Origin of the sequence: Halobacillus sp. GSS1 (assembly GCF_017307035.1) — a bacterium.
GTDB classification, from domain to species: Bacteria; Bacillota; Bacilli; order Bacillales; family Halobacillaceae; genus Halobacillus; species Halobacillus litoralis.
The window spans coordinates 226,756-240,813 of the sequence record NZ_JAFLHE010000005.1 but is presented as its reverse complement, the minus strand read 5'-3'; the positions used below and the strand labels follow the sequence as shown (position 1 = coordinate 240,813).

Annotated in this window: 20 protein-coding genes; 15 read left to right on the top strand and 5 right to left on the bottom strand. The window is 44.5% G+C overall.

The window, feature by feature from the left end:
* Positions 1-272 precede the first annotated feature (272 nt).
* Entirely contained in the window at positions 273-602 is a 330-nt protein-coding gene (locus tag J0K78_RS12825) for a helix-turn-helix domain-containing protein (protein ID WP_160910964.1), read from the top strand.
* A gap of 127 nt (positions 603-729) precedes the next feature.
* On the opposite strand, the gene J0K78_RS12820 is transcribed toward J0K78_RS12825, so the two are convergent.
* Positions 730-1,494, bottom strand: coding sequence for a sugar phosphate isomerase/epimerase family protein (locus tag J0K78_RS12820; protein ID WP_206947441.1), 765 nt, complete (start codon positions 1,492-1,494; stop codon positions 730-732).
* A 212-nt stretch (positions 1,495-1,706) separates the two neighbouring features.
* Between J0K78_RS12820 and J0K78_RS12815 the strand changes: the two genes are divergently transcribed.
* Genes J0K78_RS12815 through J0K78_RS12805 form a run of 3 tightly spaced genes read left to right on the top strand, consistent with a single transcriptional unit; the run spans position 1,707 to position 2,452 of the window.
* A complete protein-coding gene (locus tag J0K78_RS12815) occupies positions 1,707-1,904 on the top strand; it encodes a hypothetical protein (RefSeq protein ID WP_206947440.1) in 198 nt (65 codons plus the stop codon).
* Between the two features lie 36 nt (positions 1,905-1,940).
* Positions 1,941-2,186: a hypothetical protein gene (locus tag J0K78_RS12810; protein WP_206947439.1), complete on the top strand. Its 246-nt coding sequence runs from the start codon at positions 1,941-1,943 to the stop codon at positions 2,184-2,186.
* A gap of 47 nt (positions 2,187-2,233) precedes the next feature.
* Positions 2,234-2,452 (top strand): hypothetical protein, encoded by a 219-nt coding sequence (locus J0K78_RS12805; RefSeq protein ID WP_206947438.1) that lies wholly within the window; start codon positions 2,234-2,236, stop codon positions 2,450-2,452.
* On the opposite strand, the gene J0K78_RS12800 is transcribed toward J0K78_RS12805, so the two are convergent.
* The 3 genes from J0K78_RS12800 to J0K78_RS12790 are packed head-to-tail and all read right to left on the bottom strand — an operon-like array spanning position 2,437 to position 3,255.
* On the bottom strand, positions 2,437-2,727 hold the full coding sequence (locus tag J0K78_RS12800) for a hypothetical protein (protein WP_206947437.1): 291 nt from the start codon (positions 2,725-2,727) through the stop codon (positions 2,437-2,439). The two genes, J0K78_RS12805 and J0K78_RS12800, sit on opposite strands and share 16 nt — an antisense overlap.
* Position 2,728: 1 nt before the next feature.
* Entirely contained in the window at positions 2,729-3,052 is a 324-nt protein-coding gene (locus J0K78_RS12795) for a hypothetical protein (protein WP_206947436.1), read from the bottom strand.
* A gap of 5 nt (positions 3,053-3,057) precedes the next feature.
* A complete protein-coding gene (locus J0K78_RS12790; protein ID WP_206947435.1) occupies positions 3,058-3,255 on the bottom strand; it encodes a hypothetical protein in 198 nt (65 codons plus the stop codon).
* Positions 3,256-3,298: 43 nt separating this feature from the next.
* Here J0K78_RS12790 and J0K78_RS12785 point away from each other — a divergent pair, with 43 nt between their 5' ends.
* Positions 3,299-3,715 (top strand): hypothetical protein, encoded by a 417-nt coding sequence (locus J0K78_RS12785; RefSeq protein WP_206947434.1) that lies wholly within the window; start codon positions 3,299-3,301, stop codon positions 3,713-3,715.
* Here the strand turns inward: J0K78_RS12785 and J0K78_RS12780 are convergent.
* Positions 3,712-4,143: an Hsp20/alpha crystallin family protein gene (locus tag J0K78_RS12780; RefSeq protein WP_242517862.1), complete on the bottom strand. Its 432-nt coding sequence runs from the start codon at positions 4,141-4,143 to the stop codon at positions 3,712-3,714. The genes J0K78_RS12785 and J0K78_RS12780 overlap by 4 nt on opposite strands.
* A 369-nt stretch (positions 4,144-4,512) precedes the next feature.
* Between J0K78_RS12780 and J0K78_RS12775 the strand changes: the two genes are divergently transcribed.
* From J0K78_RS12775 to hutP, 10 genes are all read left to right on the top strand, one after another.
* A complete protein-coding gene (locus tag J0K78_RS12775) occupies positions 4,513-5,820 on the top strand; it encodes an ABC transporter substrate-binding protein (protein WP_206947432.1) in 1,308 nt (435 codons plus the stop codon).
* Between the two features lie 176 nt (positions 5,821-5,996).
* Positions 5,997-6,857 carry a carbohydrate ABC transporter permease gene (locus J0K78_RS12770; protein ID WP_089652024.1) on the top strand — a complete coding sequence of 287 codons (861 nt, stop codon included), beginning with the start codon at positions 5,997-5,999 and terminating at the stop codon, positions 6,855-6,857.
* Complete coding sequence (locus tag J0K78_RS12765) at positions 6,857-7,681, top strand: carbohydrate ABC transporter permease (protein ID WP_160910985.1); 825 nt, start codon at positions 6,857-6,859, stop codon at positions 7,679-7,681. The genes J0K78_RS12770 and J0K78_RS12765 overlap by 1 nt, the downstream gene beginning before the upstream one ends.
* 99 nt (positions 7,682-7,780) lie before the next feature.
* The gene (locus J0K78_RS12760) at positions 7,781-8,821 is read left to right on the top strand and encodes a LacI family DNA-binding transcriptional regulator (protein ID WP_206947431.1); all 1,041 of its coding nucleotides are present in this window, start codon (positions 7,781-7,783) and stop codon (positions 8,819-8,821) included.
* 51 nt (positions 8,822-8,872) lie between these two features.
* Positions 8,873-9,595 (top strand): ThuA domain-containing protein, encoded by a 723-nt coding sequence (locus tag J0K78_RS12755; RefSeq protein WP_160910989.1) that lies wholly within the window; start codon positions 8,873-8,875, stop codon positions 9,593-9,595.
* Between the two features lie 13 nt (positions 9,596-9,608).
* A complete protein-coding gene (locus J0K78_RS12750; RefSeq protein WP_206947430.1) occupies positions 9,609-10,649 on the top strand; it encodes a Gfo/Idh/MocA family protein in 1,041 nt (346 codons plus the stop codon).
* Positions 10,646-11,683: a Gfo/Idh/MocA family protein gene (locus J0K78_RS12745; RefSeq protein WP_206947429.1), complete on the top strand. Its 1,038-nt coding sequence runs from the start codon at positions 10,646-10,648 to the stop codon at positions 11,681-11,683. The genes J0K78_RS12750 and J0K78_RS12745 overlap by 4 nt, the downstream gene beginning before the upstream one ends.
* 22 nt (positions 11,684-11,705) lie before the next feature.
* Complete coding sequence (locus J0K78_RS12740; RefSeq protein WP_160913892.1) at positions 11,706-12,674, top strand: sugar phosphate isomerase/epimerase family protein; 969 nt, start codon at positions 11,706-11,708, stop codon at positions 12,672-12,674.
* A gap of 61 nt (positions 12,675-12,735) precedes the next feature.
* Complete coding sequence (locus tag J0K78_RS12735; RefSeq protein ID WP_206947428.1) at positions 12,736-13,431, top strand: YesL family protein; 696 nt, start codon at positions 12,736-12,738, stop codon at positions 13,429-13,431.
* A gap of 100 nt (positions 13,432-13,531) precedes the next feature.
* On the top strand, positions 13,532-13,969 hold the full coding sequence (hutP, locus tag J0K78_RS12730; RefSeq protein ID WP_206947427.1) for a histidine utilization transcription antiterminator HutP: 438 nt from the start codon (positions 13,532-13,534) through the stop codon (positions 13,967-13,969).
* Positions 13,970-14,058 lie beyond the last annotated feature (89 nt).

The window sequence follows — 14,058 nt, the reverse complement described above, 5'->3', positions numbered from 1 at the left end:
CACAATCCAGGTAACGAACCCTGGAAAGTCTCGAAACTGAGTCTTCCACAATCCTGCCATATACTTGAACAATAGCTAAAAAACGTTCGTTAAAGTAATACTTTTCACTAAATAATTTGTATGATTGTACGATATAAAAGATGGGGAATACGAAGTATACACATAGGAAAAACGAAAGCATACATAGGACTCCGTACTGATTTTTCGTGCTTTAAATAGAACGGTTGTTCAATCTGTGCTATACTCATATCAACAAGAAAGAAGGTGAGATCATGATCGGTGAGCGCATTCAAAAAATTCGTAAAGACCGACATATGTCGCTATCTGAATTGGCCGAAAGGGCAGGAGTCGCAAAATCTTACTTGAGTTCGATTGAGCGTAATATCCAGACCAATCCATCCATTCAGTTCTTGACTAAAATCTCTCAGGAACTAGACGTTTCGATCAACTTTTTACTCCACGGAGAAAACGAACCTCATGATGAAACGCTGGATAAGGATTGGATGAATTTAGTTCAGGAAGCGATGAATTCAGGGATCTCTAAAGAACAATTCCGTGAATATCTGGAGTTTAATAAATGGAGAATCCACCAGAATAAATAAAAGCCTGGCTCTTTTTTTAGAGGCCAGGCTTTTTTCTTTTTCCAGAGGGAAACGCGGCTTGCGGCTGAATGTTTTGTAAGAGCGCCATCAGCTAAAGAAGGAGCGTGAGAACATCACGCACTTCTCTTTATTTATTCAATTGTGGAAACTTTTCTTTTAAGTAATTCATACTGATCTCCAGACTTTCTAAAGGTGTGCGCCGGCTTTCATCCTGCTCGACAATCCAGTACTTCACTCCGGCTTTCTCTCCAAGAACAAATACGGTATCTAAATCAACTCCACCAGTCCCGAGCTCGGCGAAATATTGTTCTTCATCAAGGGTCATGTCCTTCAAATGAATCAATGGTGTACGTCCCTGGTAGCGGTCGATCCATGCAGAGGGTTGATCGCCTGCTTTTTGAAGCCAGTAGATATCAAACTCCGCCTGAACCTGTTTCTCATCTGTTTCCTCTAGAATCGCATCCAGAGGTTTTCTCCCATCAGGCAGCGGCTCTAATTCAAAATCATGATTATGATAACACAACGTAAGGCCATGTTCTCGGCATTCATCACCGATTGCTTTCAAATCCTCAATTAAATTCACATAATCGGCTTCGCTTCGATCCTCGATGTACGGACAGACCACATATTCGCTGCCAATTGTTTTTTGATCTTCAATGACCTGCGGAAGATTGTTCTTCAGTTGTTCCAAAGGGACATGACTGGAAGCGGCTTTCAAACCAAGTTCATCCAATAATCTTTTGACTTCTGGAGCTGTTAAGTCGCCAAATCCGGCGAACTCTACAGCATCAAAGCCAAGGTCTGCCACTTTCTTCAACGTTCCCGCAAAGTCTGCTGCTGTTTCATTTCGCAGGGTATAAAGCTGCACTGCGATAGGTATAGGTGTATTCATATCGATCCCATTCCTTTCCTTTTCATTTTCTACTACACTTATCAAAATTAGATTTCCATTGTCGAATTCCCTTCCGAAATCGAAAAATAACCTGAAGAAAGTAGAAAAATGAAAGTCAAAAGTGGCGGATCAATCCCATTATTTCGACTTTGAAAGATCTTGGATACCGCTTAAGATAACGCTATAACTAAACATATAAAGGTGGAATACGAATGGATTGGAAAGAAATGATGCTGCAATTGAATGAAATTTACACCCTCTGCTGGATTTGTAAAAAAGAGCTTCGTGACTATGAAGTGTGCAAGGTTACAGATGGAAGCAATCTTGATATTGACTTGTGTTTTGAGTGTTATGGGATGCAAGGGGCAGATGCAGGTTTGTCCGAGAAAGACACATTCCAAGTGTTCTAGAATAGGATATCAGAAGAAAAGGTGAGGTGAATAAGAATGCCCGTATCTGTCGTCTTCAATCAAATTGCTGTCAACTCCATTACGGAAAATGGAATGATATCCACAGGGCAGAATAATCAGCCGGATTGGTCCTGGCAAGGAAAGAATAACAATGCTGCAGGAATTCCCGTCGGCTTTTTCATCGCGACCAACAATGTGAATACCATTATTGATAATGATGTCACTGATACACCGATTGTTAACCCGACGATTAATAACCCTCAACCAAACGTCCAGGTATAGGGGGAGTTCCAATCGATATCAAATTTGACTCCATCAATGTCAATCACATGACAAGTAACTCAGGCATATTTGTAGGGCCGAACACGCAGACCTATTGGGAAACGCAGGAAAAGCAGAATGCAGCTCTTGGTACGGTTGTAGGGGATGGAAATATCATTTCTCATAATGTCAATGTCATTCATGATAACGATGAAGTGGATATGCCGATTACAAAAGTCACATGTCCATCAAAAAAGGAGAATGGAGCGGATCATTCTACTGGATGATCCTCCATTTTCTTTTCCATGAGTTTTTGTACCCAGTCGGGAATTTCCTGGCCATTTTCCTGGGACATTAGGTCAAGGATGGCAGAGTCACTTAAAATAGAACGTAACCCTTCTAGGGTATTCCCATCACCAAAAACGTTCCCGAACCCCTGGTTATGCTTCTGGTGGCTCTCAAATCCTGTGGGGATATTGTTGCCCATGTTCAAACATGAGGCATTTTCAATCGTTCCAATCCTTATGTTTCCTATGAAAAAGTAAGGAGACAGACCGGCCATATTAGGAATCCTCCTTTGATTTGAAGCTGAACTTCAATCCGTTATCCGTTCGACTCAATTCAGGACGGGAAGATGGTTTAGGTTTGACGTTCACACCGAAGTTGTTGCCCATATTAAGGGCTCCGCTTAATTCATCGATATCTAAATGATCCAACTGGAACGTCAGCTGTTCAAGGTTGGGGTCATGGATATCAACCTGGTCAAAATGAATATGGTATTCCACATGCTTCCCCTGCATTCCCTGGATCACTTGTTTTAGTGCATGGATCTCTTTTACAAGATCATCGATATCCGCTTGCTTGTGACGACGTTTTTTAAAGAACATACCGTCTACACTCTTTTAGAAGGCCGTTTGATGACTAAATGTTTGCTGTGCTGGAGGGTGTTTTTATCACCAATGATTTTCCCGTTTCCTTCCCAACTCTGCTGCACCGCCTTAAATCCGGACTGGAGGTTTGTTCCTGAAAAGATCCCCGATGTGGCACTGATTTGGTCAACGGACAAATTCTTAAATTGAATGTGACTCATATCATCACCTCCTATGACTAATGTATGAAAGGAAAAGATAAGCATGAAAGACATTATGAATTGGTTCAATCCTTTAGGAAAGAGCAGCTCTTTTCTTCCTGACGATTTAATGGATATGGGGAAAATGAATGACTTCGTACAACAGTCGATTCAGGATGCTCTGATGCAAAAAGATCACCAGAAACCGAAACATTCTAATGGGGATTATAAAGTGATGGAGCTGATGAAAGAAGTTGTTGTTATCATCCCCGTTCCTTTGGATGTGGATGTAGAAGGGATCCGTTTGAGTGTAGGAAGCGGGAAGCTGTTTGTAAGCGGAATATGGGTGGAAAGGATGGAGATTGCGCTGCCTGCTCAGACGAGCAGAAGAAATGGGTATGCCCAATACCAGGATGGGGCGATTGAAGTTCGTTTACAAAAAAAGAGCTCCGATGAAAAAGAGATCTTCCTGCATTATTAAAGGTCTTCGAGTTCAATCGGGATTTCCCTGTTTTTCTGGCGTTTTAAAATAGTGACGATCAACAAGCCATCTTTGTAGGCAGTCGCGATATCTTCCGCAGTAAAATGGAAGGGGACAGGAATCACCCGTTTAAAGTTTCCCTTCATGCGTTCGTTATGGATTAAATCTTCTTGTGCTACGGGGTAATCGGGAGTAATCTCCCCCCTGACAATAATGGACGTGCCCTCCTGGGTCAGATAGACCGGGTCATTCTTTGTTAAACCTGGCAGTTCAATCACAAGGACAGCCTGATCTTCTGTTTCAAAAAAGTCGTAAGAAGGACCGCGCTTTGGAATCACATGATGCATGTCGTTCCAGAAATCCTCCCCTAGCACCTTTTCCACATTTTCTGAGAAGGCGTCCCAATTTATCGGACCGTTCTTTTTCATCATTTCTTTCACCTCACTCTTACAAAGTATGTGGAAGGGCGTGTATTCATGACATGCCACCTGAAAGACGGATAGAAACGAATAAATGTAAACGCTGTCTATTTGGAGAATTATTTGAAAAATGGTGTTGTATTTGTATGACCCCCATGTTATGATTTACTCAACTTCATTAATCAATGAATTTTGTGCAAACGTATTCACATCATAATCAATAGCACTTTTATGACTCATTGTGGACAAGCTGATGAGTTTTTTAACTACCATTTGCGCAAACGTATGCGCTTAGGGTTTCATAAGTTGAAAAACTCTTTTCTTAGGTGTGGTATGTAAGCGGATTCAAAGATTGATAAAAAAATAGGGGTGGATGAGATGAAAAGAAACAAATTTTATTCTGGTATTGCCACAGCATTGTTGGCGTCCACGGTAGCTCTTTCTGGTTGTTCATTTGGATCCGACGACAGCGGCAGTTCAGATGACAGTGCTTCAGGCGATGCCGTTACCGTCGATGTCTTTCAGTTTAAAGTAGAGTTCAAGGACCAGTTTGAAGAGCTTGTTTCCATGTACGAAGAGGAAAACCCGAACGTAAACATCAATGTAAAAACCGTTGGTGGAGGTAACGACTACGGGGCTTCCTTGAAAACATCGTTCTCTTCTGGAGAAGAGCCTGATATCTTCAACGTCGGTGGACCGACAGACGTCGATGAGTATGAAAAATACTTAGCTGACCTTTCTGATACAGATGCAGCAAACGCAGCTCTTGAAGGTACACTTTCCGGCGTATCTCGTAATGATCAAGTGTTAGGTCTTCCTTTCAACCAGGAAGGATATGGTCTTCTTTATAACAAAAAAGTTTTTGAAGAAGCAGGAATCAATGCTGAAGAAATTACGACATTTGAAGCTTTAGAAGAAGCTGTCCAAACGTTGGAAGATCAAAAAGGCGAACTTGGAATTGAAGCACCATTTGCGTTCCCGGCTAAAGAGAAGTGGGTCATCGGTAACCACTTGGCCAATGCGTATATCGCAGATGAATTCAACAATGACATCATGGAAGCTTATGAAGCGGACACGATTGAATTCCAGATGGGTGACCAGATGAAGCGTTTCGTCGACCTTCAAAATGAGTACTCTGTGCAGCCGACACTAAGCCTTGACTATTCTCAACAGGTAGAGGAAAACTTCTCTCTTGGAAAAGTTGCCATGATCCAGCAAGGAAACTGGGTGTATAATACGGTTGAATCCATGGATCCTGAATTTGCTGAAAGCAACGTCGGCCTTCTTCCAATTCCTGTAGAAGGTTACGAAGGAAGCATCCCTGTTGGTGTACCAAACTACTGGGTTGTGAACAAAGAGTCTGAAGAAGAAGTTGTACAAGCTAGTAAAGATTTCCTGGATTGGATGTACACGTCTGATCAAGGTAAGAAATTCGTAACCGAAGAATTTAAGTTCATCCCTGCATACGAAGGATATGAAGATCAGGAAATCGCGGATCCGATTTCTCAGGAAATCTATGAGTATGCAAACGAAGGCAACACACTTGGATGGGTCTTCCTTGGAGCGCCGACTGGCTGGACTGAGGACGCATTCGGAGTCGCTGTACAAGAATACCTTGCTGGAGACATCAGCTGGGAAGAAGTCGAACAAAGAGCAACGAAAGCTTGGGAAGATGCTCGTCAATAATTAGTGGAATTGGAACCAGTAAGGGCTTTCAGCCCTTACTGGTACTATAAAAGATCCCCTCTATTAGGATATTTAAATAGGTAAGTATGTTAATAGATGGGATGTTTTATCCAATCGTATGAAATCGATATCATAATGTGCGGTTCAGACCGCTTAAAGCATTGGAGGAGTAATACATGCAGAATCGAAGTTTATCTTTCTGGCTGTTCCTGACGCCGGTGATTATGGGTCTTGGAATAGTCGTTGTCATTCCTTTCTTATATGGTCTCTTCTATTCCTTCACGGATTGGAACGGGATTACAGCTAATGCATTCATAGGTTTTGAGAATTACATTAACCTTTTCCAGGAAAGTGAATTCATGGATTCGATCTGGTTTACGGTTAAATTCGCTGTTGTAACCGTCATCCTTTTGAACATCATGGGGCTTGGACTGGCTCTTCTAGTTACACGGAACATCAAGTCAGGCAACCTTCTGCGTACCGTATTCTTTATGCCGAACTTGATCGGTGGTCTGATTTTAGGATTCATCTGGCAGTTTATCTTCATTAGTGTGTTTGGAGATATCGCTGGTCTTACTGGAATTGAAGGCTTAAACGGCTGGCTGTCTACGACGAACACCGGTTTCTGGGGCCTTGTTATCCTGACCGCATGGCAGATGGCCGGGTATATCATGATTATTTACATTGCTTATCTTGAAAACATTCCAAAAGAATTGATTGAAGCAGCGAAAATTGACGGAGCAAGCAGCTTCCAACGCTTCAAAAACATTACGTTCCCGCTCGTTGCACCGGCATTCACGGTCAGTATGTTCTTGACGCTTTCCATGGCCTTCAAGATCTATGACCAGAACTTGTCCCTGACAAACGGCGGACCGTTCAATTCGACACAAATGGTAGCGATGGAAATTGTACGTACCGCGTTCTCTGATAATCAAATGGCTTACGCTCAGGCTAAAGCCGTTATCTTCTTCTTGATCGTTGCTGTCATCGCATTGACGCAAGTGTATTACAACAAGAAACGGGAGGTTGAGATGTAATGAAAAAGAATAAAGAAAAACGGAATTTAATTTCCATTGAAATTCTCGGCCTTCTGCTTGGTCTGATCTGGATTGCGCCTTTCTATTTGATGATCGTCAATGCGTTCAAAACCAAGCGTGACATCTTTTCCGGCGTTCTCGGTTTTCCAGAAGAAGCTGTATTCTCGAACTTTGTCGAAGCATTTATTGATTTGGCCTTCCTGAAGTCGCTGTTCAACTCGGTTTTGATTACAGGCTTGAGTATCGCCATTATCATCCTGTTCTCTTCCATGGCAGGATACGCTTTAGCAAGGAACAAAAGTAAACTCAGCGGCATCATCTTCTTCATTTTCGTTGCAGCGATGTTGATCCCGTTCCAGTCGGTCATGATTCCACTCGTCTCTATTTTCGGGCAGGCGGACATGCTGAACGCTGGTGGATTGATCTTCATGTACCTTGGTTTCGGCTGTAGTTTGTCGATCTTCCTTTATCACGGAGCGATGACAGGGATTTCGAAGTCCATGGATGAAGCGGCCATCATTGATGGCGCGAACCGTTTCCAAACGTTCTGGTACATCATTTTCCCATTGTTGAAGCCGATTTCTGTAACCGTAGCCATTCTGAACGTCATTTGGATTTGGAACGATTACCTCCTTCCTTCTCTTGTGTTGAGTGAATCCAATGCGACGATTCCATTGAAGATGTTCTACTTCTTCGGCCAATATACCAAACAATGGCACCTGGCACTTGCTGGTCTGACCATCGCGATTCTGCCAGTCATTATCGGCTACTTCTTCGCTCAAAAACAAATCATCAACGGTGTATCTGAAGGGGCCGTGAAATAAGGGGTTGCATCAGTACATTTGAAGAAGACATGTTTTTATAGAAGAAAATGAAGAATGAATAGAGAATAAAAGATAAATAGAAGAAAGGAGTCGATGCGCGTGTCTGTCACGATTAAAGATGTGGCGAGAGTTGCGAATGTCGCTCCTTCTACGGTATCCAGGGTCATTTCCGATAGTCCGCGGATCAGCGAACGGACAAAACGGAAAGTGAGAAAAGTGATGGAGGAACTTGGTTATCACATCAATTACAATGGCCGCGTCCTCGTCAGCCAATCGACGCAGACGATCGGCATTGTTACGAAAGTTTCTACCGTCCACTCATTCGATAATCCCTTTTTCTCAGAATTGTTGAGGGGAATCAGCGATGCATGTCATGAAGAGGATTACAGCATTTATTTGACGACAGGCAATACAGAAGAAGCGATCTTCAAAGAAGTCGTCAAAATGGTACAGGGGAAGCGGGTCGATGGTGTGATCGTCTTGTACTCCAAGGAAGACGATCGTGTCGTCCCGTACCTAAGGGAATGCAACTTTCCTTTCGTGATGATCGGAAAACCTGTCAATCGGGCAGGTGAAACGATGTTCGTAGATAATGACAATATCCTCGCAAGTAAAGAAGCGACGGATTACTTGATTCAACTTGGCCATGAGAGGATCGGCTTTATCGGAGGGGACTATCATTTCGAAGTAGCCAGGGACCGTTTAGAAGGATTTCGACAAGCTTTGGCGAATGGTCAAATAGAGGAAGACAAGAACCTACAAAAAAATATCCAATCCGGACTGGCAGATGCCGATCAAGTGGTGGAGGAGCTTCTGCAGGTAAAGGACCCGCCCACGGGCCTTGTCATCACTGATGATTATAATGCATTGACCGTGATGAGAGCGTTGACTTCCAAAGGTTTGAAACTGCCGGAGGATATGAGTATCGTCGGGTTCAACAACACCATGATTGCCCGTTTATCAAACCCTGCACTCACAACTGTAGATACCCAATCGTTTCAATTGGGGCATGAATCAGCCAGGAGCTTGATCGATTTATTGAACCGGCCGGACATGATCAAAAAAAGTGTGATCATCCCGACGGTCATCGTTGAAAGGGATTCCTGTCACCCAAAGAACACAATCAAACAAACGGATTAATTTTTTTCCACAGAAAGAGAGCGCTTATTTTTATAGAAAAGGGGAATGAACATGAACGTACTAGTATGGAATGAAAACCGCCATGAAAAAGAGAACCAGGTTGTTGCTGATATTTATCCAGAGGGGATTCATAGTGCGATCGCGGATTTCCTCGGTGAAGACCATGAAAATGTGAAAACAGCGACATTGGACGAGGAAGAGCATGGCTTGACCGATGAAGTCCTAGCAGAAACGGACGTACTCGTCTGGTGGGGACACAAAGCTCATGATGAAGTACAGGATGAAATTGCTGAAAAGGTCAAGCAGCGCGTCCTTGAAGGCATGGGACTGGTCGTTCTTCACTCTGCCCACTTTTCGAAGCCGTTCAAAAAATTGATGGGCACGTCCTGTGACTTGAAATGGCGTGAAGCAGATGAGAAAGAACGCATCTGGGTCGTCGATCCAAGTCACCCGATCACGGAAGGCATCGGCGAATTCATTGAAATCGAAAAAGAAGAGATGTACGGCGAACACTTTGATATCCCAACACCTGAAGAATTGATTTTTGTCAGCTGGTTTGAAGGTGGAGAAGTGTTCCGCAGCGGCGCCACTTTCCGTCGTGGCAGAGGAAAAGTCTTTTACTTCCGCCCGGGACATGAAACGTATCCGACCTACTACAACAAAGAAGTACAAACCGTCATCCGTAATGGTGTGAAATGGGTGAACAACACAGAAACGCCGACACCTGTTTACGGAAATGCTCAACCTTTAGAAGAAATTTCAACTAAATCATAAAGGAGCTTTCACTATGACACAATTGAAAATCGCGATAATTGGATGCGGAAGTATTGCTCAAAATCGACACTTGCCGGAATACGAAGCTAACAAAAATGTAGAAGTTAAAGCAGTTTGTGACATTGTTGAAGAACGTGCGAGAGAAGTGGCACAGGTACAAGGCGCGACTCTTTACACAGACTATGAAGAACTATTGAAGAACGAAGAAGTGGACGCGGTGAGCGTCTGCCTGCCGAACTATCTGCATGCACCCGTTTCGATTGCTGCGCTGAATGCCGGTGCACATGTTCTTTGTGAAAAGCCGATGGCGACTACAAAAGAAGAAGCAGAGGAAATGATTCAGGCAGCTGAAAAGAACGGCAAGAAATTGATGATCGCTCACAACCAGCGCTTCGTACCGTCCCATGTGAAGGCGAAAGAACTGATCGAGTCAGGCGCCATTGGTAAGGTGTACAGCTTCCGTACCGCTTTCGGCCACGGTGGACCGGAAGGATGGAGTGCAGAAGGAGAAGACAGCTGGTTCTTCAAGAAAGATCAGGCGTTCATCGGTGCCATGGGTGATTTAGGAGTACATAAAGCAGACTTGCTCCGCTACATCCTTGGGGAAGAATTTGTCGATGTCGCAGGTTTTGTCGAGAACAATGCGAAGAAAGACATCACGGTCGATGATAATGCGGTTTGCATTCTACGTTCTCAATCCGGAGTTGTTGGCACAATGGCAGCAAGCTGGGCCTATAATCCGAACGAAGACAACTCTACCGTGATCTACGGGGAAAAAGGAACGCTTCGTCTAGAAGACGATCCTGAATACTCCTTGATTGCTCAATACACAAATGGAGATATCGTCAATTATCAACTTGGAAAAATCCAATCCAACGAAGAAGGCGGACAAAGCAATTCCCACGTCATCGACCACTTCGTTGACAGCATTGTGAATGATACCGAGCCTCTGATCACTGGAGAAGAAGGTATGAAATCATTGGAAGTCATCCTCGGTGCCCTCCGCTCAGGCGAAACGAGACAAATCAGCAGCCTGGAGAAAGTCACGAAATGACACGATTGAAAATGGGAATCATCGGAGTAGGGGGAATTGCCCAGGGACGGCATATTCCCTCTTTCCTTGATTTAAAAGACAAAGTGGAGCTCACGGCTGTTCAGGATGTGAATGAAGAACGAGCGGAAGAAGTAGCCGAAGCCCATCAGATTCCCTATGTTTTTAAAGATTACAAAGACATGTTTGCAAAAGTCGATGCGGTCACAATTTGTACACCGAATAAGTTTCATGCGGAAATTTCCGTTGCCGCCCTTGAAGCCGGCGTGCATGTGTTATGTGAAAAACCGATGGCGATTACGACAGAAGAATGCGAAGCGATGATGGAAGCGGCAGAAAAAAATGAGCGTCTTTTATCCATCGCTTATCATTACCGCTACACACCGGAAGCGCAGCTGGCTAAAAAAGCAATCCTTAATCATGAAATTGGCGATCCTCTCGTAACAAGGGTCCAAGCGATGCGACGCCGAAAAGTCCCAGGCTGGGGCGTATTCACGAATAAAGATCTGCAGGGCGGCGGCAGTTTGATTGATTTCGGATGTCACTTGCTTGATCTTGCGCTTTGGCTTCTGGATGATCCAAAACCTGTAGAGGTGATGGGACGAACCTACGATCGATTGAGCAAAACGCCAGGACAGGTAAACGACTGGGGAGCGTTCGATCATGAAACGTTCAACGTCGACGACCATGTGACAAGTTACATTACGTTTGAAAACGGAGAGTCCTTGCAGTTTGAATGCTCCTGGGCAGCGAATATCAAGGAAGACCACACATCGCTTTCGATTTCTGGAGTCGACGGTGGTCTAAGCGTCTATCCTTTTGAGCTTTATCAAGCCAAATACGGAGCGCTGCTCGATAGTACAGCGAAAATCCGTGAAGGCGAGCCGACCCCTGGTCTCGCTCAGGCAGAGAACTTCATCGACAGCTGTTTAGGAAATGACGAATTAGTCGTGAAGCCGGAACAGGCGTTGAAAGTGACGAAGCTGATGGAAGCGATCTATCAAAGCAGTGAAACAGGCACGAGTGTGAAACTATAATCTTAGCAGGAGGAGATTGTTCATGAAATTAGGCGTTTTTACTGTATTATTTTCCGATAAATCCTTTGAAGAAATGCTGGACCATGCCAAAGAAGCAGGCTTGAAAGCGGTCGAAATCGGGACAGGCGGCTACCCTGGCAACGCTCACTGTAACGTTGATGAACTTTTGGAAAGTGAAGAAAAAAGAAACGAGTACTTAAAGAAAGTCCATGATCGCGGGCTTACCATCAGTGCATTCAGCTGTCACGGCAACCCGGTCTCACCGGATAAAGCTTTTGCAGAAGAGTCTCATGAAGCGTTTGTAAAATCGGTAAGACTGGCAAACTTGATGGATGTACCTGTCGTGAATACCTTCTCAGGTACACCAGGCGGACACGAAAACGATACGGCTCCGAACTGGCCGGTTACTCCATGGCCACCGGAGTATTCAGATGTGTTAGAATGGCAATGGAACGAAAAACTGATCCCTTACTGGAAAGAACAAGGGAAGTTTGCGGAAGAACATAATGTCAAAGTCGGTCTTGAACTGCACGCAGGGTTTCTTGTCCACACGCCTTACACAATGTTGAAGCTACGTGAAGCGACGAGCGACGCCATCGGGGCGAACCTTGATCCAAGCCACTTATGGTGGCAGGGCATCGATCCTGTTGCAGCTATCAAGATTTTGGGTAAAGAAAATGCGATCCACCATTTCCATGCGAAAGACACGTACATCGATCAGGATAACGTTAACATGTACGGTCTGACAGACATGCAGAATTACGGAAACGTACAGACGCGTGCATGGAGTTTCCGCTCCGTCGGATACGGTCACGGAATTGAAGAATGGTCCAACATCATCAGTGCACTCCGTACGTACGGCTATGATCATGTCGTCAGTATCGAGCACGAAGATCCGATCATGTCGATCAACGAAGGATTCAATCAAGCCGTGAAAAACTTGAAATCTGTGCTGATTGAAGAACCGGCAACGGAGATGTGGTGGGCGTAACTAGGAAATGACAAAACCCCTCAGACTATTGAGGGGTTTTTTATTGAGGAAGGGGAAGATTATGAAACAGTCATCAGGAATCAGGGGCGGATTATACGCCGTCAGCGAGTGGATCAGTAAATTCGCACTAACCAACCTTCAGTGGGCGTTGTTCAATCTGCCCGTCGCACTATTATTGTTGAGCTTATTGAACGTGGGGGGTGTACAGGAATTGTGGTATTTGCTGCCACCGCTTGTCCTCTTGCTGCCTTTCATCTTTTTCCCTGCCACGACTGCCATGTTTGCAAAAGCGCGCGACTGGGTGAGGAAGGATCATAAAGAAACGGCTGATCGCTCTTACTTCAGCTATTACAAAGAGAATTACAAAAACAGCATGAAGGCTGGAATCGTTCTTACCATTCTGTGGAGTGTGCTCGCCGCCGATCTTTATTATTTTTCAACGTCGAGCTCGCTGCTCATGAATCTGTTTCTCATCTTGGGAATTTTATTGTTCGTGTACACCATTAACACGTTCAGCACACTTGTTCATTTTGATTTGAAAGTAGGAGCGGCGCTGAAAAAAGCGTTTATGCTTACATTTGTCAGCCCGGTCCTCTTTTTGACAGTCGCCATCAGCTCAGGATTCATCCTGGCCGTCAGTCTGTACATTTTCCCGCTGATCATCCCGATCTTCACCGGATCCATCATCGCCTTTCTCGCCTTCTCTGCCTATTACAGGCTCTATCTGAAATTGAATAACATGGAAAATACTGTATGACCTGGTCCATTTGGATGAGGTCATCTTTTTTGTATTGCGGACATTTAAGAAAGCGGTTACAATTTAAGTAGTTATTAGTGATGAGTAGGGTGGAGATAGTATGACCCAAACGGTGAAAATAGGAAAGCTTGCGATGCTGCTTGCTTCGCTGGATGAGAGCGAGATGGAGCTTTTTACAGACGCGTTTGAACAGGTGGAGTACTGCCAGGGGAAAGCGGGTTCGATGGAAGTTCAAAAAGTAATTGCAGCCGTCGAAACAGCGGCTAAACGGAATGGCATCATTGCAGAAAACGTCTACAGGGAGACGCATGCCCTTTATCATGCGATCTTAGAATCCTTGCAAGGCGTGACGCGGGGGCAGATCGGTGTCGGGAATATGATGCGGACCGTTGGACTGCGTTTTGCCGTCGTGCGTGGAAAGGCTTATGACCGATCAGAAGAAGGCGAGTGGATCGCCGTCGCTTTTTACGGAACGATCGGGGCGCCGGTAAAAGGTTTGGAACATGAGACATTTGGACTCGGTATCAATCATATATAAAGAATAGGTGGCCTATAGTCATGAGCGATGAGGGGGCGACAATGGTATTTCCTATGCCATTGTCGCCCCTTTTTGTAGAAAATCCACCA

Coding starts and splice junctions, on each gene's coding strand:
- J0K78_RS12755 (WP_160910989.1), top strand. CDS start 8,873: ATGAACGTACTAGTATGGAATGAAAACCGCCATGAAAAAGAGAACCAG.
- J0K78_RS12820 (WP_206947441.1), bottom strand. CDS start 1,494: ATGAATACACCTATACCTATCGCAGTGCAGCTTTATACCCTGCGAAAT.
- J0K78_RS12735 (WP_206947428.1), top strand. CDS start 12,736: ATGAAACAGTCATCAGGAATCAGGGGCGGATTATACGCCGTCAGCGAG.
- J0K78_RS12805 (WP_206947438.1), top strand. CDS start 2,234: ATGACAAGTAACTCAGGCATATTTGTAGGGCCGAACACGCAGACCTAT.
- J0K78_RS12775 (WP_206947432.1), top strand. CDS start 4,513: ATGAAAAGAAACAAATTTTATTCTGGTATTGCCACAGCATTGTTGGCG.
- J0K78_RS12750 (WP_206947430.1), top strand. CDS start 9,609: ATGACACAATTGAAAATCGCGATAATTGGATGCGGAAGTATTGCTCAA.
- J0K78_RS12780 (WP_242517862.1), bottom strand. CDS start 4,143: ATGAAAAAGAACGGTCCGATAAATTGGGACGCCTTCTCAGAAAATGTG.
- hutP (WP_206947427.1), top strand. CDS start 13,532: ATGACCCAAACGGTGAAAATAGGAAAGCTTGCGATGCTGCTTGCTTCG.
- J0K78_RS12765 (WP_160910985.1), top strand. CDS start 6,857: ATGAAAAAGAATAAAGAAAAACGGAATTTAATTTCCATTGAAATTCTC.
- J0K78_RS12810 (WP_206947439.1), top strand. CDS start 1,941: ATGCCCGTATCTGTCGTCTTCAATCAAATTGCTGTCAACTCCATTACG.
- J0K78_RS12825 (WP_160910964.1), top strand. CDS start 273: ATGATCGGTGAGCGCATTCAAAAAATTCGTAAAGACCGACATATGTCG.
- J0K78_RS12815 (WP_206947440.1), top strand. CDS start 1,707: ATGGATTGGAAAGAAATGATGCTGCAATTGAATGAAATTTACACCCTC.
- J0K78_RS12790 (WP_206947435.1), bottom strand. CDS start 3,255: ATGAGTCACATTCAATTTAAGAATTTGTCCGTTGACCAAATCAGTGCC.
- J0K78_RS12795 (WP_206947436.1), bottom strand. CDS start 3,052: ATGTTCTTTAAAAAACGTCGTCACAAGCAAGCGGATATCGATGATCTT.
- J0K78_RS12800 (WP_206947437.1), bottom strand. CDS start 2,727: ATGGCCGGTCTGTCTCCTTACTTTTTCATAGGAAACATAAGGATTGGA.
- J0K78_RS12740 (WP_160913892.1), top strand. CDS start 11,706: ATGAAATTAGGCGTTTTTACTGTATTATTTTCCGATAAATCCTTTGAA.
- J0K78_RS12770 (WP_089652024.1), top strand. CDS start 5,997: ATGCAGAATCGAAGTTTATCTTTCTGGCTGTTCCTGACGCCGGTGATT.
- J0K78_RS12745 (WP_206947429.1), top strand. CDS start 10,646: ATGACACGATTGAAAATGGGAATCATCGGAGTAGGGGGAATTGCCCAG.
- J0K78_RS12785 (WP_206947434.1), top strand. CDS start 3,299: ATGAAAGACATTATGAATTGGTTCAATCCTTTAGGAAAGAGCAGCTCT.